Genomic DNA, 19,717 nt, shown 5'->3' with positions numbered 1-19,717 from the left:
CCGATGCGTCACGGCTCTCTAGGTTTCTCGCAACCTGCTGGTATATCGATTAACCAGCGTCGTCGCCCCTTGGTTGGAGACATCTCGCTGTGCGCTCACCTCTGAGTCGGCGCGGCTTCCTCGCCGCAGGCTCCGGCCTCGCCGCTGCCACCGCCTTCCCCGCCCTGGCCGGGTGTTCCTCCCTCGCCTCGGCCGATTCCGATCCGGGGACCCTCGTCGTCCACACCCAGCTCGGCACCACCGCGCCGGGGTCGCCCACCTACCGGGCGCTGGTCAAGGAGTTCCACGCGGAACACCCCGGCCTGCGGATCAAGAACCTGGTCAACGGCGACGACCTCCCGCAGGTGTACGAGACCTCGCGGCTGGCCCGCAAGGAACCGGACGTCGTCATGGTCAACCTCTACGACAAGACGCTGGCCTGGACCGAGCTCGGGGCGACCCTCGACGTCAAGGGATACCTGGACGACTGGGGCCTGCGCGAGCGGGTGCTGCCCGCCGCACTGAAGGAGTGGACCGACGACGAGGGGCGGCTGCGCGCCTTCCCCTACTTCGCCGCCAACTGGCCCGTCGCCTTCAACACCAGCCTGCTGGAGCGGGCCGGCACCGGTTCCGTCCCCACCACCGGCGACCAGCTCATCGGCGCGGCCCGCAAACTGCGCGCCAAGGGCATCGCCCCCGTGACCGTCGGCGGCAACGACTGGACCGGGCAGAAGCTCCTCGCCCAGATCATCCAGACCTTCCTCACCCCCGAGGAAGCCCGCAAGGTCTACGCGAGCGGCGACTTCGGCGGCCGCCGGGTGCGCGAGGGCATCGACTACTTCGTCGAGCTGCGGGATGCCGGCGTCTTCGCCGACAAGGCACAAGGACTCACCTCGGACACCATGACCACGCAGTACAACACCGAGGCCGCCGCGATCCAGTCCGCGATGTCCTCCGCGCTGGCCAAGGTCCCCGAGCGGACCGCCGCGCACAGCGAGGTCGGCGGCTGGCCGCTGGCTCCGGGAGCCGCCCACGCCCAGCCCACCATCATGCGGTCGTACACCCTCATCGGCTTCTGGATCAGCCCCAACGGGGCGAAGAAGATCTCCGCGGTCGAGAAGTTCCTGCGGTTCATGTACCGGCCCGAGTCCGTCTCGCGCTTCATCACCGAGAGCGGCCGGGACATGGCCCTGCGGACCGACACCGTCAGCAAGGACTTCCCCCCTGGTGGCCGCCGCGCAGCGGCTCGGCGACCAGGTCGGCCAGGTGCTCCTGCCCGACCTGTACGTCCCGCCGACCGCCACCCAGCCGCTGATCACGGCCACCAGCACCGCCTTCACCCGCGGCACCGGCGCGGCCACCGTGCGCTCCGCCCTCGAATCCGCCTACCGCACGGGCTGACCCCGCGCGCCCGAGTCCCGAGGGGATTCCCCATGACGTTGCTCTCCTCCGCCCCACCCGGCGCCCCCGCCACCCGGAGCGCTCCGCAGACCCCCGGCCGCACACCCCGCCGCAAGCAGGGCGGAGTCATCCTCGCCGTCCCGGCGCTGGCCTGGTACCTGCTCTTCATGGTCGGCCCGCTGGTCGCCATCTTCGTCATCGCCGCCCTGCACTGGCCCGGCATGCTCCAGCCGGTCTCCTTCGCCGGACTCGGCAACGTCCGCACCGTCCTGGCCGACCCGGTCTTCACCGACGCCCTCGTCAACACCGGCATCCAGCTGGCCGTCGCCCTGCCCGTGATGATCGTCGGCGCCTACATGCTGGGCTACTACGTCGCGCAGCGCCCACCGGGCCACCGGTTCCTGCGCTACCTCCTCTTCATCCCCGGCCTGATCTCCACCCCCGCCAAGGCGATGGTCTTCTACGCCGTCCTCTCGCCCGACGGCCTGTTCAACGGAGCCCTGGACAAGGCCGGCCTCGGCTCACTGACCGACGCCTGGCTCGCCTCGCCCTCCACCGCCCTCGCCTGCCTGATCGTGCTGGACGTGTGGAGCGGCATCGGCTTCACCGCCGTCCTCTTCGCCGCCCGGCTCGGCAGCGTGCCGGACGAGGTCGGCGAGGCGGCGCAGCTCGACGGAGCCGGACACTGGCGGGCCATGTGGCGCATCCACTTCCCGATGATCCGCGACTTCGTCGGCGTCGTGACGATGCTCCAGTTCCTGTGGACCCTGTTCGGCTCCGCGCAGAACGTCCTGCTGCTCACCCAGGGCGGCCCGGGCTCCTCCTCGACCACCCTCTCCTTCCTCGTCTACCAGAAGGCGTTCATCGCGGCCGACCTGGGCTACAGCCAGACCGTGGGCGTCTTCCTGTTCCTGGCCGGCCTGGCCGGGCTGCTGACCATCCGTCGCGTCTTCCGCCAGAACTACTGATCGGAGCGGTCCCATGAAGTTCGGAAGGTCCTGGCTGCCCGCCCACCTCCTCGCCTGGCTGTACGCGGCGCTGCTCCTCGTCCCCCTCTACTACCTGCTGGTCTCGGCCTTCAAGACCAACGACCAGATATTCGGCTCCCCCTTCGCCCTGCCGACCTCGCTCTCCCCGCACAACTTCACCGAGGCGTTCACCTCCGCCGACCTGGGAGCCGCGGTCGTCAACTCCGTCCTCGTGACGGCGCTCGCCCTCGCACTGACCCTGGGCCTCGCGATCCCGGCGGCCTTCGCCCTCGCCCGCTCGGACGGACGGCTCGGGGCATTCGTGGAACGCGTCTTCTCCCTCGGCTTCCTCGTGCCGACCTTCGCCGCGCTCTTCCCCACGTTCCTGCTCGCCGCCTCCACCGGCCTCTTCCACACCCGGGCCTTCATGGTGCTGTTCCTGCCCGCCACGGCGATGCCGCTGTCGGTGGTGATCCTGGTGCAGTTCATGCGGACCATCCCGCGCGAGATGGAGGAGGCGGCCCGGATGGACGGCGCCTCCACCTTCGCCGTCCTGCGCCACGTCTACACCCCGATGTGCATGCCGGGCATCGCGACGATCCTGCTGCTGAACTTCCTGACCTTCTGGAACGAGTACCTCTACTCACTCGTCATCATCGGTCCCGACCCCGGCCTGCGCACCGTGCAGGTCGCCCTGCCCACACTCAAGTCCCTCACCGGCACCGACTACGGCATCCTGACCGCGGGCACGGTCCTCACCCTGGTCCCCGTCTGGGCGGTGTACACCGTGCTGCAGAAACGTATGCAACAGGCACTCGTCAGTGGGGCGGTGAAGATGTGAAGGAACGTCTCGAGGGGCGACCGGGCCGAAGCGCGCCCGGCAACGGGACACGGCCGACCATCAAGGCGGTGGCCGCGGCGGCGGGAGTCTCCACCGCCACGGTCTCCCAGGCGGTCAACGACACAGGCCGGATATCGGAGGCGACCCGCCGCCGGGTCCTGGCCGCCGCAGCCGAACTGGGCTGGTCACCGAGCGCCCCGGCGACCGCGCTGCGCAGGGCCAGGACCCGGACGATCGCGCTCGTGGTGCGCCGCCCGACCGACGTCCTGGGCGCCGACCCCCACTTCAGCGAACTCATCACCGGCCTGGAGGGCCAACTGGCCCCCCGGGGCTACGGCCTGCTGCTCCACCTGGTCCCCGACATGGCCGAGGAGAGCGCACTGTACGAACGGCTCGCCGCCGAAGGCCGCATCGACGGCGCCGTCCTGACCGACGCCCGCGCCGACGACCCGCGCCCCGGACTCCTCGAAGGCCTCGGCCTGCCCGCCGTCCTGCTCGGCGCGCCGGACCCCGCCGCACCCGTGCCCGGGGTCGGCCTCGGACAGCAGGACGCGGGCGTCCGGGAAGCCGTCACCCACCTGCTGAACCACGGACACCGGCGCATCGCCTACGTCGCCGGCCCCGCCGACCTCCTCCACTCCGGCCTGCGGCGCGCGGCGTTCGAGAGCGCCCTGGCCGAGGCGGGGCTGCGCCCCCTGGCCGTACGGCACACCGACTTCACCGAGGAGGCCGCCGTCACCGTCACCACCGAACTCCTCGCCCGCCCGGACCGGCCGACCGCCCTGGTCTTCCCCAACGACTCCATGGCCGTCTGCGGCATGGGCGCGGCCCAGCGCGCCGGACTGCGCGTCCCCGAGGACGTCTCCGTGGTCGGCTACGACAACCTGCCGCTCGGCCGGTGGCTGCACCCCCGCCTCACCACGGTGGACCAGCAGGTCCAGCGAGTCGGCGCGGCCGCCGCCCTCACCCTCCTCGCCGGCTGCGGCGAAGAAGTCCCGGCCCCCCTCCTCGACGGCCGGCCCCGCCTGGTCGTCCGGGAGTCCACCGGCCCCGCCCCCGCCGGCCGGCCATGACCCCCACCTCCCGCACCACCCGCGGGCCGCCGCGCCCCTAGCCCCACCGACCCACCGAACGTGTACACCGAAAGCATCCGAGAAGGATCATGCGACGCCACAGCGCCCAGCTCACCCATGACCACGCCGTACTGCCCTGGCTCGGCGCCAACTTCTGGTCCCGCACCGGCGGCCCCCTGATGTGGCGCGACTACGACCCGAAGACCGTGCGCGAGGAACTGGCCGTCCTGCGCGAGCACGGCCTGACGATGACCCGCTCCTTCTTCTACTGGCCCGACTTCCACCCCGAGCCCTTCCGCATCGACGAGGAACTCTGCGACCGCTTCCGGGACTTCCTCGACGCCCACACCGAAGCGGGAATGGGAACCGTCCCGACCTTCATCGTCGGCCACATGTCCGGCGAGAACTGGGACCCCGTCTGGCGCGGGGGCCGGGACCTGTACGAGGACGTCTGGCTGGTCGGACGGCAGGCCTGGTTCGTCTCCCAGATGACCCGGCGCTTCAAGGACCACCCGGCCGTCACCGGCTGGCTCATCACCAACGAGATGCCCGGCTACGGCCGGATCTACCAGGAGAACCCGCCCTCCGGCGACGTGGTCACCGCCTGGGCCCAGTTCATGTGCGACGCCGTCCGCGCCGCGGGCGGCACCCAGCCCGTCTCGCTCGGCGACGGCGCCTGGGGCATCGAGGTCACCGGCCGCGACAACGGCTTCTCGCTCCGCGACACGGCCGAGTACGTCGACTTCGTCGGCCCGCACGTCTACCGCTCCGACACCGACCGGCCCCGCCAGCACTACCGCGCCGCCTTCGAGTGCGAACTCGCCGCCGTCACCGGCCAGCCGGTCGTCCTGGAGGAGTTCGGCCTCTCCACCGACACCGTCTCCGCCGCCAACGCCGGCATCTTCTACCGCCAGACCCTGCACAACTCCCTGCTCGCCGGCGCCACCGGCTGGATCGCCTGGAACAACACCGACTACGACGCCCTGTGGGACCGCTCGCCCTACGACCACCACCCCTTCGAGATGCACTTCGGCATCACCGACAGCGAAGGACGCCCCAAGGAGCCGCTGCGGGAACTCGCCGGCTTCGCCGAGGTGCTGGAACGCGTCGACTTCGCCCACTGCCGCCGCACCGACGCCGACGCCGCCCTGGTCGTCCCCGCCTTCCTCGAACGTGGCTACCCCTACAGCCGCCCCGCCGACCGCCCGCTGATCTTCACCTCCCTCCACCAGGGATACGTCGCGGCCCGCGGCGCCGACCTGCCCGTCGCCCTCACCCGCGAGGCCGACGGGCTCGCCGAGGACGCCGCGCTCTACCTGCTGCCCTCGACCCGCCAGCTCACCACCCGCACCCGCCGCGCCCTGGAACGCAGGGCCCGCGAAGGAGCCACGGTCTACCTTTCGTTCTGCTCGGGCGAACACCCCGGCACGCGCGGCCCCTGGTTCGACGACCTGGACGGCCTGTTCGGCGTCGAACTCCAGCTCTCCTACGGCGTCGCCGAGCCGATCGAGGACGACGTACTGGAGATGACCTTCACCGAGGAGTTCGGGACCATCAAGGCGGGCGAGACCCTGACCTTCCCCGTCGCCGGCAACGAGGACAGCCGCGCCTACCTGCCCGTGGTCCCCGACGGCGCCCGCGTGGTCGCCACCGACGCCCACGGCCGCCCGGCCCTGCTACGCCACGACACCGGGCGGGGCCGCACCGTCCTCGCCACGTACCCGCTCGAACACATGGCGGCCCGCACCGCCCGCGTCAACCCCGAGCAGACACACCGCCTCTACGCCGCGCTCGCCGAGATCGCCGGAGCGGCACGGCCCGTCACGGTGGACAGCCCGCACGTCGCCGCGGACACCCTCGTGCACGAGGACGGCCGCCGCTTCGTCTGGCTGGTCAGCCAGTCCGGCACGGAACTGACCGTCCGGCCGTCCGCCGACGGCACCCTGCACAGCCTGGACGACGGCGACCCGGTGCGGGACGTGACCCTGCCGCCGTACGGGGTGCGCGTCCTGGAACAGCGCTGACCCCTCGCCCCCTCTTCCCCCCCCCGTCACGCCGTGAGGTCAGGAGACCCAGCCATGGCCGACCCCCTCTACCGCGACCCCACCGCCCCCGTCACCGCCCGGGTACGCGACCTCCTCGCGCGAATGACCCTCACCGAGAAGGTCGGACAGGTCAACCAGCGGATGTACGGCTGGCACGCCTACGAGCGCACCCCGTCCGGGTACCGGCTCACCGAGGCGTTCCGCACCGAGGTCGCGGCGTTCGACGGGATGGGCGCGCTCTACGGCCTGCAACGCGCCGACCCCTGGTCGGGCGTGACGGCCGAAACGGGCATCGGCGCGGCGGACGGCGCCCACGTCTCCGACACCGTCCAGCGCCACGTCATCGACAACACCCGCCTGGGCATCCCGGTCCTCATGGTCGAGGAGATGCCCCACGGCCACCAGGCACTGGACGGCACCCTGCTGCCGGTGAACCTCGCCGTCGGCGCCACCTGGAACCCGCAGCTCTACGAGGAGGCCGTCGCCTCGGCCGCCGCCGAGCTACGGGCCAGGGGCGGCCACGTGGCGCTCGTCTCCGCACTCGACCTGGTGCGCGACCCACGCTGGGGGAGGGCGGAGGAGTGCTTCGGCGAGGACCCGTACCTGGCAGCACGGTTCACCGAAGCACTGGTGCGCGGCGCACAGGGACCACCGGCCGAGCGGATCGCGCCCGACCGCGCGGCCGTCGTGCTCAAACACTTCGCGGGCCAGGGCGCGACGATCGGCGGCCGCAACAGCGCGGCGACCGAACTGGGCATCCGGGAACTCCACGAGATCCACCTCGAAGCCGCGCTGGCGGGGGTACGGGCCGGGGCAGCCGGCGTGATGGCCGCGTACAACGAGTTCGACGGGCTGCCCTGCGCCGCCAGCCGCGACCTGCTGACCGGCATCCTGCGGGAGGAATGGGGGTTCGACGGGGTGGTGATGGCCGACGGGCTGGCCCTGGACCGGCTGGTGCGCCTGGCAGGGAACCCGGTCACGGCCGCGGCGACGGCCCTGTCGGCGGGCTGCGACCTGAGCCTGTGGGACGACTGCTTCCCGCGCCTGGCGGAGGCGGTCGACCGGGGGCTGGTCGAGGAGAGCGCGCTGGACGCGGCGGTGGGGCGGGTCCTCGCGCTGAAATTCCGGCTCGGTCTGTTCGAGCAGCCGTACACCGGCGAGCGACCCCACGTCGCCGCACCGCGTGAGCTGAGCCGGCGCCTGGCCCAGGAGTCGGTCACGCTCCTTGCCCACGACGGGGTGACCCTGCCGCTGCCGGGGCGGGCGCGGGTCGCGGTGCTCGGCCCGAACGCCGATTCCGTACCGCAGCAGCTCGGTGACTACACCGCGCCCCAGCGCCCCGGCGTGGGCCTCAGCCTCCTCGCGGGACTGCGGGCAGCCGCCCCCGCAGGTACGGAGATCACCTACGCCCGCGGCTGCGATCTCGTCGGCGCGGACCGGTCGGCCCTCCCGGCAGCGGTGGCCCTCGCGGCGGACGCGGACGTCGCGGTCCTCGTTCTCGGCGGGTCGAGCGCCCGCGCCGCCGAGACGCACTTCGACGCCAACGGCGCCGCCCAGGTCACCGGCGACCCCGACGGAATGACCTGCGGCGAAGGCGTGGACCTGGCCGAACTCGCGCTCCCGGAGGGCCAGTCGGCGCTGCTCGACACGATCACGGCCACCGGCGTACCCGTGGTGGTCGTCCTGGTCCAGGGACGCCCGCACGCCCTGCCGGACCTGACCGGGCGCGCGGCGGCGGTGCTCAGCGCCTGGTACCCGGGCCCCTGGGGCGGCCAGGCGGTGGCCGATGTCCTGCTCGGCACGGCGGAACCGACCGGCCGCCTCCCGGTGTCGGTACCCCGCACCGCCGCCCAACTCCCGGTCTTCTACAACGCGAAGGACCACGGCTACCGCGGCTACGTCGACCAGCCGGCCACCGCCCGCCACCCCTTCGGACACGGCCTCTCCTACACCACGGTCGAGTACGGCACGCCACGCCTCACACGCCCGGCCGCCACGCTCGCGGAGTTCGCCGAGGCCGATGAGGCGGGCGGCACGCCCCCGCTGGTGTGCTCGGTCGAGGTACGCAACACCGGCGACCGGCCGGTCCGCGAGACCGTCCAGCTCTACGTCCGCCGCGTGCTCGGCGGCACCTCCTGGCCCCGGGTACGCGAACTGCGCGGCTTCCGCCACACCCAGCTCGCCCCCGGGGAGACGTCCGAGGTCTCCTTCACCGTCGACGCCCGGACGCTGGCCTCGGTCTCCCGCTCGGGAAAGCGCGAGGTGGAGGCAGGCGAGTACGCCATCGAGACCGGCTCCTCCTCCGCCCGCACCCAGGCCGCCCCGCTCACCGTCCACGACGAGCGCGGCGCCGCCTCCCCGGGACCGTGACCGGCCGGACTGGACCTGGTGGTGGGGCACTACGGGGATGTGCCGCTCGGCACGGTCCACGAGCGCCCGACGGCACGCCCGGCCGCTCGGTGTTCCGCGGGCGGGCGCAGGTCAGAGCGGTGTCACGGCCATCGGGTCTGTTCGGATCGGCGACCGGGTTCATCGGAGACTGAAGTGACCGGCCGACGTGGTGGCGTGACCTCGTCTCGGGGTGCTCTTGCGGGCAGGGGGCGGCTGTCTGGGGTGTAGATCGTCCGGCGGGGCGGTCGCCGATGAGTTCACCGTCCTCGCACGGTCTACCCAGCGACCCCGGCCGTTCTCGACAGGAGTGCCATGTCCACCATCCAGCCCGTCATCCTGACCGCTGACCAGGACGTTCTGCTCGGCTTCTACGCGAAGTTGTTCGGCGCTGAGGAGATCTTCCGGGTACCGGAGGAAGGCCCGGCGTTCTACCTCGGCCTGCGTATCGGCGACACCGACCTCGGACTGGTGGCCAAGGAGGAGGCGGGGACCGGAGCGGGGCCGCGGATTCTGCTCAGCATCGGTGTCGACGACGTCGACGAGACGCTCGGCCGGGTGGAGGCGCTGGGCGGCTCGGTCAGCGGCGGCCCCAACGACATGCCGTGGGGGCAGCGCGTCGCCCACATCCAGGACCCCGACGGCAACCCGGTGAACCTCACCCAGCCGACTCCGCCTCAGTGAACCTCCTTCATCCACGACAGTGGCAGGCCAGCAGCGTGTGGACGGACCGGACAACGGTGCCGACGCGTCGGGCGGAACATCTGGTGTGCCCGGGACCCTGCTGTCCCTCAGCACCGCCGCCCTCCTGCACATCCGGTTCCAGCATCCCGGCATGGAGCGCCGACGCGTCTTCGAGCTGCACTCCCCGCGCTCCTGCCTGTGGCCGGGCCGCCACCTCGCTGAGGATCTGGTCCTGTGCGCGGGTCGAGTCAACGTGCCCTTCGCGATGCTCCGCGACGGCACCTTCTACGCACCCAGACCCCCACGCCTCGCTTGACGAATGACGTAAGGGGCGCCCCTCCCGCGCATCAGAGCCCCCGTCCCCCCGACCGGCAAGCCGCCGCAGCCACACGCCGGCAGGCCGCCTGCACCGAACACTCCGACGCCATCCGCGCTGAAGCCCTCCTTGAAGAAGGCAAGGACCGGGCTCCACGCGCGTCCGCCATTGGCCGAACGCTGCCCCAAGCAGCCTGAAGAACCGGCCCAGTTCGTGTGGGCGGCTGGGGCAGGGCCGTTGCCGGGTTCTCGCGTCCTGCAGAGGATCGCCGGCCAGGCGGTGACACCGCACCTCCGGCCTGGCCGGCATCCGAGAGGCTCAACCAATCGTCAGAGCGGCCACGGCGGCCACGGCGGCCACGGCGGCCATGCGGCGGGGCCGGTCGTGGCGGCGGTGCTCAAGGAGCGGTGACGGCCGGCCGTCGAGCGCGAGACATGGAAGACCGGGCCCTCAGCCTCAGGGGGACACGCTCCGGGTCCCGTCGGCCGTAGCGAGGCGGGCGAGCAACTCCGGATGGTCTGCCAGGCCCTTCTCGGCCGCCGACCTGATCACGGACTCCATGAACGCGCGGTCCACGCGGTCCCAGTCGATCGGGCCGAGCGGCGGCTGCGGGTCGTACTCGATGGCGGCCTGGATCATCCGGGCGGCATCCTCGCCCACCAGTTCGGTCACCAGGTGCAGGGCCATGTCGATGCCCGCCGCCACTCCGGCGGCCGTGAGCACGCGCCCGTCCGCGACCCAGCGCCGGGACACGGGTGTCGCGCCGAAGGCGCGCAGGATCGGCATGGCGGCCCAGTGGGTGACCGCCTCCCGGCCCTCGAGCAGACCGCCGGCCCCGAGGATCAGCGAGCCGGTGCAGACCGAGGCCACCACCTCTGCGCCGCCGGCCGCCTGCCGGACGTAGCCGGTCAGCTGTTCGTCCGCGAGGGCGGCGAAGGTGGGGGCACCGCCGCCCGGGACGACCAGGCCGTACGGCGCGGGCACCTGTTCGAAAGTGTGGGAGGCCGTTACGCACACCGGGCTGTCCGTCGGCAGCGGTTGGCGGGCCGCTGCCACCGTGACGGTCTCGAAGCCGAGTCCGAGTTCCTGCAAGCCGCTGATGACCTGGAGCGGTCCGACGAAGTCGAGGGCGGTCAGGCCGGGGTAGAGCACGAACGCAATGGTCCTGGTCGTTGTCATGCCACCAGCTTTGCCGGGGCGGGCGGCCGTCGCGCGGACCCTGTCTGGAATCCTGTGATCCATGTCTTCCGGACGCCAGGAGTCGCTGATGCGCCGTGTGGTCGTGATCGGTTACCCGGATACCGAACTGCTCGACATCTCCTGTCCGACAGGCGTGTTCGAAACGGCCACGCGCTGGGGCGCGGAACCCGGATACCGGGTCGAGCTGGTCTCGCTCGGAGGCCTGCCGGTGCGGACGAGCTGCGGCCTCACCCTCGCCGCCGACGCCCTCGAGCGGGTAGGCGGCCGGCTGGACAGCGTGGTGGTGGCGGGCGGGCCGGGGCATCGGAACGCTGCCGAGGACGCCCGGCTGCTCGTCCACCTGCGCCGGCTGGCCGGGCTCAGCCGCCGGGTGGTCTCGGTGTGCACGGGCGCCACCCTGCTGGCCGCGGCAGGCCTGCTGGACCGGCGCCGGGCGACCACGCACTGGGCATGGGCGGCGGAGCTGGCCGCCCGGTACCCGGCCGTCACCGTGGCCCCCGCAGCGTTGTTCGTCTCCGACGGCAATGTCCATACCTCGGCGGGCGTCACGAGCGCGATCGACCTCACGCTCGCCCTCGTGGAGCAGGACCACGGTCCGGCGCTGGCCCGCGAGGTGGCCCGGCTGCTTGTCGCGTACCTGCAGCGGCCGGGCAACCAGGCGCAGGTGAGCATGCACGTGGCGGCGCCTCCGCCCGACCACCGGCTGGTCCGGCAGGTCTGCGAACACATCACCGCCCACCCGGACGCCGACCTCGACGCTGCCGCGCTGGCACGATTCGCCGGGGTGAGCCCGCGCCACCTCACCCGGCTGTTCGCCGCGGAACTTGGCACCACACCCGCACGGCACGTACGCGCGGTGCGCGCCGAAGCCGCTGCCCAGCTGCTGGCCGCCACCAACCTGCCGCTCACCGCCGTCGCCCGCCGGTGCGGACTGCGAACCACCGAGACGCTGCGGCAGGCCTTCGCCGATCTGTTCGCGACCACCCCCTCGGCCTACCGGAGGGCGGTCCGGCAGGGCTGAAGCTGTTGCTCCTGGGCACGGGGCGCAGGGTTGCGTCGGCGGCTGGCCGGGTGTGGGGATTTACCGGTACACGAACGGCACGATGTCCAGGCGACCCGGACCCTCCTGGGCCTTGCCGCGGACGCCGGGGTGAGCAGGACGACATCGGTCGCGTCGGCCAGGCACAGCCCGGGCCGCTTGGGCGCGCGGCTCTGCCACGGTGACGGAGCCCGGGTCCCTCCGGGTGCAGCGGTGGGGTTCGACGTCCTTGTTCAGCGGCAGCGGCCCGTGCGAGGCGCTGAGGGTGAGAACCGTGCCTCCGCTCGCGAGCACTGCGTCGCGGCCTGCCGGGGGCCTGCGGCTTCATCTTCAGGAGAAGGGCCCGGCCCAGCCGATGGCAGCGACGGAGACGGAGGGCGAAGGCGGATGAGGTGGTCGATCGTGGCCGTGGGAGGAAGCTGCCGATGCCGAAGAGAACCGGACGTGTGAGTCAAGGGTGACGGCTCGCCGTTCGGCCGGTCAGGACCCGGCCGTGCCGTCAGACTTTTGGGAGGGAACGCTCCGGTGGGGCGTGCGTACGGGCGATACGGGGTGGGTGTGACCGAGCAGGACAGGGCCGACCGTGCCGCTCCGGGCGACACGGGGCCGGGCGTGACGGATCACGGCGCCCCTCGCGCACGCACGGCAACGGGGGGCGGGCCGGGTGCGCGACCGTACGGCAACGATCAGCGGCGCGACGACGGGCCGGCGCCTGCGGTGCCGCGGCACGTAGCCTGCGTGATGGACGGCAACGGCCGTTGGGCGCAACGGCGTTCGCTGCCACGAACGGCGGGCCATCGGGCTGCCGAGGCCACCGTCATCGACATCATCGAGGCGGCCCGGGCGGCCGGAGTCGAGTGGCTCAGCCTGTACGCCTTCTCCACCGAGAACTGGAACCGCCCCGGCACCGAGGTCGACTACCTGATGCGGCTGGTCCGCCGGGTCGTGCGCAAGCACGCACCGCTGCTTCTCGCCCGCGGTATCCGCTGCCGCTTCCTCGGGGCCGCCGACCCGCGCCTTCCCCGGGAGCTGGCCCAGGATTTCGACGATCTGGCGACGCTGACCGCCGGCAACCAGGGGATGACGCTCACCGTCGCCTTCGACCACGGCGGACGCCGAGACATCGTCGAGGCCGCCAGGTCGCTGATCCGCAACGGGATACAAGCCGACGAGGTGACCGAGCGGCTCTTCGCGGACCATCTGCCGTTCCCCGACACCCCTGACGTGGACCTCGTCATCCGCACCTCCGGCGAGCAGCGCATCTCCAACTTCATGCTCTGGCAGGTCGCCTACGCGGAGTGGGTCTTCCCCGACGTGCTCTGGCCGGACTTCCGGGCCCCTGACTTCCTCACCTGCCTGCACACCTACCGGCGCCGCGACCGCCGCTTCGGCGGCGTCCCGCCCCAGACGAACGGAGACCCGGCATGACGACCGGAACCACGGGAACAGCCGACGAGACACCCCTGTTCGCCTCGGAACCGCAGTTCCGCGCCTTCTTCGACGACCCGCGCTGGGCGCTGGCCATCATCCGCGCCACCGTGCTGGAAGCCGCCCACCCGCAGGTGGGCGCCGCCCTCGCCGACAACTCCACCTTCGTCGCCCACCCCTGGCGCCGGCTGCGCAACACCTTCCTCAGCATGCGGCGCATGTTCGACGCCGACCCAGCGGTACGCGAACGGGAGGCCGCCCGGCTCAACAGGCTGCACGCCCGCATGAGCGGCTCCGACACCCGCGGCCGCTCCTACGACGCCATGGACCGAGCGACCCGCGCCTGGGTGGTCGCCACCCTCTACGAGAGCGCCGTCACCATGTGCCGACTGAGCGGTCAGCCGCTCGACCAAGGCACCATGGAGCGCATGTACGCCGAGTACCGCGACTTCCTCGCCGCACTCGACGGTGACGCCGGGGAACTCCCCGAAGACCTGAACGACTTCTGGCGGTACTTCGACAGGGTCGTCGAGGACGAACTGGAGAACACCGAGGCAGCCCGCATCATCCTCTACCGACTCTTCGACCATCTGCCCGCCCCGGCGCTGCTCGGCGGCGCGCCGACACTGTGGGCGGCTGGCCGGGCCGTCGTCGGTCCACTCCTCGGCGCGATCACCGTCGCCTCGCTTCCCGAGCCGTACCGGCGCAAGGCCGGCTTGCCCGAGATGCCCGGCGCCCCGACCCTCATGCAGGGTGCCTACCTCGCCGCCGGGCTCACTCGTTTCCTGCCGGAGGACTGGATCGACGCCGAATCCATCATCGAGACCCTCTCCCTGTCGCCCGACAGCGATGACCCCCGCGCCCGGACCGCGACCGCGCTGCGCGCCCGCATGAAGCGGGCGTCGGCCCTGCTCCGCCTCCTCACGCCACTGAGCGGTGACACGGACCCCGACCCGGTTCCGCCTACCTCGGAGGCGGCAGAGGGCCGGCGCTCGGCGGAGGAGTTCTTCCGCCAGGTGCTGGACCAGACCGGCGACGGCCACCTCGACTGGCCTGACCTGGCCGCCATGGCACGCGAACTGGCCACCCGCCTTGACCTGGATGAACCCGAGGAGACCCGGCTCTACGACGCCTTCGCCGCCTGGTGGCGCGAGCTCCAGGCCGCCCTCGACACGGACGGTGACGGCCGTGTCAGCGCCGACGAGTACGCCGCCGCCGTCCCCTCCCTCGCCGGTCCCGCGCTCATCCGCGTCGCCGAGGTGCTCTTCGACGTCACCGACAAGGACGGCAGCGGGACCGTCGACGCGGACGAACACCGGGCGCTTTTCCGCACCGCCTTCCACCGCGACCTCACCATCACCGACGGCACCTACGACCGCAGTGCCTTCGTGGGCGACTTCCTCTCTTTCATGTCCGGCCGCCGAAGGAACACCGGGTACGACCCCCTTCTCGCGGATGCCTGACGCACTCGTGCAGGCCTTCAACGCCCGGCAGAGCAGGTCGGTCGGAGAGGTCGCCTTCTCCGCATGGATCGACCGGTACAGCTCACTCACCGGTCGTCCTCCTTCACGAAGCAGGCCGTCGTACCTTTCAGGATCTCGTTCGTCTGCTGTTGTTCGCGCGTCCCGCCGGAACTCCTCGGTGTTCCGCTTCGTGTACTTGCTTCCCGCCTGGTGCTCTTCCTCTGGAACTTCAAGATCGCAGTCTCCAGATGTGGCGGTCCGCAAGGGGCGGCCGTGGAGCCTTCCGCTGGAGGGCAGGGCACTGCTGGTCACGGCCTATTGGCGCACGAGGCAAGGTGGTCCTCACCCGGGGACCCCAGCATTGCCGTGCGGTTTCGAAGAGTACTGATACTCCACCAACCGCCCGGTCGTCATCGACGCCGACACCCGCCTGGTTGTCGTGGTCGGCCGACCGCCGCTCGCCGGGAACCGCAACGACTGCAAGGCAGGGGAAGAATCAGGGGCCAAAGCATCCGTCGGCAAGACCCTCACGATCGCCGACGGCGGCTACCCGGGCACTGGACGGGTCAGTCCGCACCGTCGGCTGCGCGGCCAGAGCGAACTTCCGGCCTGGAAGGAGGAACACAACAAGTCCCACAACAAGCAGGTCCGAGCCCGCGTCGAGCACGCCTTGCCGGTGGGTGGGTGGTTCTGGAGCCTGCGGCCGGGGGGGGGGCGGGGGAGTGGGGCCGGTGTTCGTGGGTGTCAGGCGGTGATGAGTTTCTGCTCATGGCTGGGTGCTTTGACGTTGGGCTTCTTGTTCGGCAGGGAGAGCCGGAAGACCTTGTGCCACGCGGAGAGCACTTGTCTGGGGAGCGGTCCGGTGACGTATTGCAGTTCGTACTTCTCGAACAGTGCGTGCACTTTCACCGCGACCTCGGCGTACCGGTTGCTCGGCAGGTCCGGGAACAGGTGGTGTTCGATCTGGTGGGACAGGTTGCCGGTCATGAAGTGCATGGCTTTGCTGCCGCTGATGTTCGCTGAGCCCATCATCTGGCGCAGGTACCACTGGCCGCGTGTTTCTCCCTTGATCGACCGGCGTTCGAAGACCTGTACGCCTTCGGGGAAGTGCCCGCACATGATCACGGAGTGGGACCAGATGTTGCGGACCAGGTTCGCGGTGAACGTCGCGGCGAGCGTGGGGAGGAACGAGGGGCCCGACAGCAGCGGGTGGATCACGTAGTCCTTGAGTACCTGCTTGCGGATCTTGCGGCCCACGGCCTTGGCGCGTGCGCGGAACTCCGGGTTCTTGCGGCGCCGCTTGTTCAGGTTCTTGCCGAGCTCCAGGTCGTACGCAGCGATGCCGTACTCGAAGAAGCAGGCGTTGAGGAAGTTCCACAGCGGCTGACCGAGGTGGAACGGGTGCCACCTCTGGTCCTCGTCGACGCGCATGATGCCGTAGCCGAGGTCGTTGTCCTTGCCGATCACGTTGGTGTACGTGTGATGCAGCTCGTTGTGCGAGTGTTTCCACTGGTCGGACGGCGAGACGTGATCCCACTCCCAGGTGGTGGAGTGGATCTTCGGGTCCCGCATCCAGTCCCACTGGCCGTGCAGGACGTTGTGGCCGATCTCCATGTTGTCCATGATCTTCGCCACGGACAGGCCGGCGGTGCCGAGCAGCCATGCCGGCGGGAAGACGGAGAACAGCAGCACCCCTCTGCTGACCAGCTCGAGTCTGCGCTGTGCCGCAATCACCCTGCGGATGTAGGCGGCGTCCTTCTCTCCGCGGTCGGCGATCACCTCGTCGCGGATCGCGTCCAGCTCACGGCCGAGTTCCTCGATCTGTTCGGCCGTCAGGTGGGCGGTGGGGTCGATGGCGGTCAATGTGTTCCTACCGTTCGATGTCGCAGGGGCCCGCTGCGGCGGACACACAGGTCTGGATGAGGACGCCCGGCTCGGCCGCGGTGATCTCGCCGGTGCGCAGGTCGCGGACGGAGCCGGCCCTGAGCGGGGTGACGCAGCCGAAACAGATGCCCATACGGCACCCGGAGGGCATGAGCACGCCGGCCTCCTCGCCGATGTCCAGCAACGGCGTGGCGCCGTCCGCGTCGACGGTCTTGCCGGTGGCGCTGAACGTGACCTCGCCGCCGTCGCCGGCCACGACGGTGCCGGGGCGGAAGCGTTCGGTGTGCAGGCGCTCTTGGACGCCGTGCCTGCTCCAGTGCTCGTCGGCGGCGTCGAGCAGGCCCGTGGGCCCGCATGCCCAGGTCTCGCGCTCGGCCCAGTCGGGCACGAGTTCGTCGAGACGGGAGATGTCGAGCATGCCGTCTGTGGCGGTGTGCACCTCGATGAGCCGCAGCTTCCCGGCCGCGGCCAGGCCGTGCAGCTCGCTGCGGAAGATCACGTCTCGCGGCTGGGGCGCGCAGTGGATCATGACGGCGTCGTCGAAGGCGGTGTCGCGCAGCATGCCCATCACGGGCGTGATGCCGCTTCCGGCCGTCAGGAGGAGCACCTTGGCGGGCTTGGTCTGCGGCAGTACGAAGTCGCCGGTCGCCTGGTCGAGCTGGATCAGCGTGCCCGGTTTCGCTCTGCGGACCAGGTGGTTGCTGACCTTGCCGTCCAGGATCGCCTTCACGGTGATCGTGACGCAGCCGTCCTGGCGGTTCGTCGGCGAGGTGATGGAGTAGGCGCGCCACAGGCGCACCCCGTCGACGTCGACCCCGATCCGCACGTACTGACCGGCGGTGTGGCCGCGCCAGCCCCGTCCCGGCCTGATCACGACGGTCGCGGCGTCACGCGTCTCGGGCCGCACGGCCTCGATGCGCCCACGCAGGTCAGCACCTGCTCGCAGCGGGCTGACCAGGTCGAGGTAGTCCGACGGCAGCAGGGGCGTCGTGACCATCTCCAGCAGTTTCCACGCCCTGCTGCGAAGGGCTGCACTCGTCATGGCTCCAGCTTGCTGCGTCTCAGGGCGTAAAGTCCTGACCGCAGGACGTGAATCTGGTGGGTAGAATTGTTCGCAGGGAACAAGAATGTGAGTCGTGTAACCCGGAGGGCCAGCGAAATGGCCCTGGATGAGGCGACGGTCACAGCGCTTCGGGCCGCGCTGAGGACCACCGCCGACGAGGTCGTCCAGGCGATCATCGACGAGGTTCCTCCCTATGCCAACGCCCTGTCGGGTCGCATGGGAGTCACCATTCGCCGGGCTGTCCGCACCGCCCTGGGGCATTACCTGGACCTCGCGAGCGGGAACGCCGCGGGCGGTGACGGCGGTGACGCGGCTTACGAACTGGGCCGTGGCGAGGTGCGCGACGGCCGTTCGATGGACGCCCTGCTCAGTGCCTACCGCGTGGGTGCGCGGGTGGCTTGGCGCTGCCTGGCGGCGGGCGCCGTGTCCGCCGGTCTGCCGGCCGCCGAGGTCGCCAAGTTCGCCGAGTTGACCTTCGCCTATATCGACGAGCTCTCCGCCGCGAGCGCCGCGGGCCACGCCGACCAGCTGGCCGCCTGGGGCAGGGCTCACGAGCGCCACCTGGAACACCTGGCCCGTGATCTCCTCGCCGGTGTGAGCCCGGACGCGCTGCTGGTCTCTGCTCAGCGGGCCGGATGGCAGCCTCCGGACTCCCTGACGGCGGTGCTGCTGCCTGCCGCCCAGGCCCGGCCCGTCTACCGCGCGCTCGACCCGGGCACCCTCGTCCTGGACGATCTGCCGGACGCCACCGGTGTACTGCTCGTCCCCGATGCCGACCGGTCACACCTCTTGCGGCAGCTGAGCGGCCGCACTGCGGTGGTCGGCCCGGCCCGGCCATGGACTCATGCGTCGGCCTCGTACGCACGAGCCGTGCGCGCGCGCTTGCTCTCCCCTGACATTCGCGACACCGAGGGCCACCTGCCCGAGCTGGTGCTGAGCGCCGACGCGGACGCGTTCGCGGACCTGCGTGCACGAGCCCTCGCACCGTTGCGCGCCCTGCCTGCCGCGACCGCGGGGCGGCTGGAGGGGACGTTGCGGGCGTGGCTGCTGCATCAGGGCAGGCGGGACGAGGTGGCGGCGGCCTTGTTCGTCCATCCCCAGACGGTCCGGTACCGCATGGCGCAGCTGCGGGAGCTGTTTCCGGATCTCGCATCGCCCGACAGGGTCCTGGAGCTGACGCTGGCGGTCGGTCTTCGGCCCAGCTGACGCGTATGGACGCGTACTCCGACCGTCCTCGCACTCCTGGCGGGTCCCGGCGTCGTGTCCGGTGTCGTGTGGAGCAGGGGTCGACTTCGACGTACGGGGGCAGCGAGGTGCGTGGTGCCGCGGGTAGTCGTTCGATTCCTTGGAGGGGGATGCCGCGTCCGGACGCGGTGATCGCGAAGCGGACTCGGGCCGGCCCTGGGGGGCGCCGCCGGCCCGGTAGAGCAGTACGGCCCATACGGCTGGGAGTACGCAGCTTTCGGTGGTGCCCCAGCGGGCCGCCCAGACGAAGAGTGGGCTCGATCTGCTTGACGGACATTCGGCTGCAGGGCCGGCACTGTGGACGACGGCACGTCAGTAGTACGTCAGTAACAGGGGACGCCGACCATGCCGATGGTCGCCAGTCCCATCGTCGCGAACGCCCAGGCTCAGTCCCGGCCCCTGAAGATGCGCCGTGGGAGCAGAGGGTCGACAGCGTGGTCCTGCCACCACACGAAGGCGGCGAGCAGGATCACGCCGGCCATGAGCGGTGTGAACACCCACGGGCTGGTCCAGCCGCGAGGTTCGGCCGCGCTGAAGCCGTACACGAGGGCGACGAGACCGTCGCTGCCCAGCCGACCGCGCCCCCGTCACCCCACACTGAACCTGCCAGCGTGGAGAAAGGCGTCATCAGGCCAGCGTCCTCAGCTGCCACTGCCGAAGATGCAGCTGAGGACCGGGTCCGCTGCTGAAGGAGTATCAG

Annotated in this window: 13 protein-coding genes and 4 pseudogenes; 13 read left to right on the top strand and 4 right to left on the bottom strand. The window is 71.2% G+C overall.

What is annotated here, in order from left to right; genetic code table 11:
- The first annotated feature begins 89 nt into the window (after positions 1-89).
- The 8 genes and pseudogenes from IF45_RS31260 to IF45_RS34370 form a co-directional block, all read left to right on the top strand.
- Positions 90-1,380 (top strand): annotated as a pseudogene (locus IF45_RS31260) (ABC transporter substrate-binding protein).
- 32 nt (positions 1,381-1,412) lie between these two features.
- On the top strand, positions 1,413-2,348 hold the full coding sequence (locus IF45_RS0105105; protein ID WP_030305778.1) for a carbohydrate ABC transporter permease: 936 nt from the start codon (positions 1,413-1,415) through the stop codon (positions 2,346-2,348).
- A gap of 13 nt (positions 2,349-2,361) precedes the next feature.
- Positions 2,362-3,189, top strand: a complete 828-nt coding sequence (locus tag IF45_RS0105100) for a carbohydrate ABC transporter permease (protein WP_008406812.1) — start codon at positions 2,362-2,364, stop codon at positions 3,187-3,189.
- On the top strand, positions 3,186-4,262 hold the full coding sequence (locus IF45_RS0105095) for a LacI family DNA-binding transcriptional regulator (protein WP_030305776.1): 1,077 nt from the start codon (positions 3,186-3,188) through the stop codon (positions 4,260-4,262). Before IF45_RS0105100 ends, IF45_RS0105095 begins: the two co-directional genes overlap by 4 nt.
- Before the next feature lie 89 nt (positions 4,263-4,351).
- Entirely contained in the window at positions 4,352-6,286 is a 1,935-nt protein-coding gene (locus IF45_RS0105090; RefSeq protein ID WP_030305775.1) for a cellulase family glycosylhydrolase, read from the top strand.
- 54 nt (positions 6,287-6,340) lie between these two features.
- Entirely contained in the window at positions 6,341-8,677 is a 2,337-nt protein-coding gene (locus IF45_RS0105085; protein WP_030305773.1) for a glycoside hydrolase family 3 N-terminal domain-containing protein, read from the top strand.
- A 333-nt stretch (positions 8,678-9,010) separates the two neighbouring features.
- On the top strand, positions 9,011-9,379 hold the full coding sequence (locus IF45_RS0105080; protein WP_030305772.1) for a VOC family protein: 369 nt from the start codon (positions 9,011-9,013) through the stop codon (positions 9,377-9,379).
- 175 nt (positions 9,380-9,554) lie between these two features.
- Positions 9,555-9,695 (top strand): annotated as a pseudogene (locus IF45_RS34370) (IS110 family transposase); the annotation flags it as partial.
- A gap of 456 nt (positions 9,696-10,151) precedes the next feature.
- Here the strand turns inward: IF45_RS34370 and IF45_RS0105070 are convergent.
- Positions 10,152-10,874 carry a DJ-1/PfpI family protein gene (locus IF45_RS0105070; RefSeq protein ID WP_030305769.1) on the bottom strand — a complete coding sequence of 241 codons (723 nt, stop codon included), beginning with the start codon at positions 10,872-10,874 and terminating at the stop codon, positions 10,152-10,154.
- A gap of 61 nt (positions 10,875-10,935) precedes the next feature.
- On the opposite strand from IF45_RS0105070, the gene IF45_RS0105065 reads away from it, so the two are divergent.
- The 4 genes and pseudogenes from IF45_RS0105065 to IF45_RS32115 all read left to right on the top strand — a co-directional run.
- Positions 10,936-11,916 carry a GlxA family transcriptional regulator gene (locus IF45_RS0105065; protein ID WP_226660178.1) on the top strand — a complete coding sequence of 327 codons (981 nt, stop codon included), beginning with the start codon at positions 10,936-10,938 and terminating at the stop codon, positions 11,914-11,916.
- Between the two features lie 735 nt (positions 11,917-12,651).
- Entirely contained in the window at positions 12,652-13,362 is a 711-nt protein-coding gene (gene uppS / locus IF45_RS0105060) for a polyprenyl diphosphate synthase (RefSeq protein WP_256128585.1), read from the top strand.
- Positions 13,359-14,825: an oxygenase MpaB family protein gene (locus tag IF45_RS0105055; RefSeq protein ID WP_030305762.1), complete on the top strand. Its 1,467-nt coding sequence runs from the start codon at positions 13,359-13,361 to the stop codon at positions 14,823-14,825. Before uppS ends, IF45_RS0105055 begins: the two co-directional genes overlap by 4 nt.
- A gap of 196 nt (positions 14,826-15,021) precedes the next feature.
- Positions 15,022-15,492 (top strand): annotated as a pseudogene (locus IF45_RS32115) (transposase); the annotation flags it as partial.
- Between the two features lie 77 nt (positions 15,493-15,569).
- Here the strand turns inward: IF45_RS32115 and IF45_RS0105050 are convergent.
- Together IF45_RS0105050 and IF45_RS0105045 are read right to left on the bottom strand one after the other, a co-directional pair.
- Positions 15,570-16,688 carry a fatty acid desaturase family protein gene (locus IF45_RS0105050; protein WP_030305760.1) on the bottom strand — a complete coding sequence of 373 codons (1,119 nt, stop codon included), beginning with the start codon at positions 16,686-16,688 and terminating at the stop codon, positions 15,570-15,572.
- A gap of 7 nt (positions 16,689-16,695) precedes the next feature.
- Positions 16,696-17,751, bottom strand: a complete 1,056-nt coding sequence (locus tag IF45_RS0105045) for a ferredoxin reductase (protein WP_078842838.1) — start codon at positions 17,749-17,751, stop codon at positions 16,696-16,698.
- Between the two features lie 87 nt (positions 17,752-17,838).
- Here IF45_RS0105045 and IF45_RS0105040 point away from each other — a divergent pair, with 87 nt between their 5' ends.
- A complete protein-coding gene (locus tag IF45_RS0105040; protein ID WP_030305757.1) occupies positions 17,839-18,978 on the top strand; it encodes a PucR family transcriptional regulator in 1,140 nt (379 codons plus the stop codon).
- A gap of 354 nt (positions 18,979-19,332) precedes the next feature.
- On the opposite strand, the pseudogene IF45_RS33745 reads toward IF45_RS0105040, so the two are convergent.
- Positions 19,333-19,589: pseudogene (locus IF45_RS33745) on the bottom strand (MFS transporter); the annotation flags it as partial.
- Between the last annotated feature and the right edge of the window lie 128 nt (positions 19,590-19,717).

It is taken from the genome of Streptomyces albidoflavus (assembly GCF_000719955.1).
GTDB lineage: Bacteria > Actinomycetota > Actinomycetes > Streptomycetales > Streptomycetaceae > Streptomyces > Streptomyces albidoflavus.
This window is presented reverse-complemented; position numbering and strand designations above follow the sequence as displayed.

What these genes read in the sequence shown, in the direction of transcription:
- IF45_RS0105105 (WP_030305778.1), top strand. Translation starts at nt 1,413, where the DNA reads ATGACGTTGCTCTCCTCCGCCCCACCCGGCGCCCCCGCCACCCGGAGC.
- IF45_RS0105100 (WP_008406812.1), top strand. Translation starts at nt 2,362, where the DNA reads ATGAAGTTCGGAAGGTCCTGGCTGCCCGCCCACCTCCTCGCCTGGCTG.
- IF45_RS0105090 (WP_030305775.1), top strand. Translation starts at nt 4,352, where the DNA reads ATGCGACGCCACAGCGCCCAGCTCACCCATGACCACGCCGTACTGCCC.
- IF45_RS0105085 (WP_030305773.1), top strand. Translation starts at nt 6,341, where the DNA reads ATGGCCGACCCCCTCTACCGCGACCCCACCGCCCCCGTCACCGCCCGG.
- IF45_RS0105080 (WP_030305772.1), top strand. Translation starts at nt 9,011, where the DNA reads ATGTCCACCATCCAGCCCGTCATCCTGACCGCTGACCAGGACGTTCTG.
- IF45_RS0105070 (WP_030305769.1), bottom strand. Translation starts at nt 10,874, where the DNA reads ATGACAACGACCAGGACCATTGCGTTCGTGCTCTACCCCGGCCTGACC.
- IF45_RS0105065 (WP_226660178.1), top strand. Translation starts at nt 10,936, where the DNA reads ATGTCTTCCGGACGCCAGGAGTCGCTGATGCGCCGTGTGGTCGTGATC.
- IF45_RS0105055 (WP_030305762.1), top strand. Translation starts at nt 13,359, where the DNA reads ATGACGACCGGAACCACGGGAACAGCCGACGAGACACCCCTGTTCGCC.
- IF45_RS0105045 (WP_078842838.1), bottom strand. Translation starts at nt 17,751, where the DNA reads ATGACGAGTGCAGCCCTTCGCAGCAGGGCGTGGAAACTGCTGGAGATG.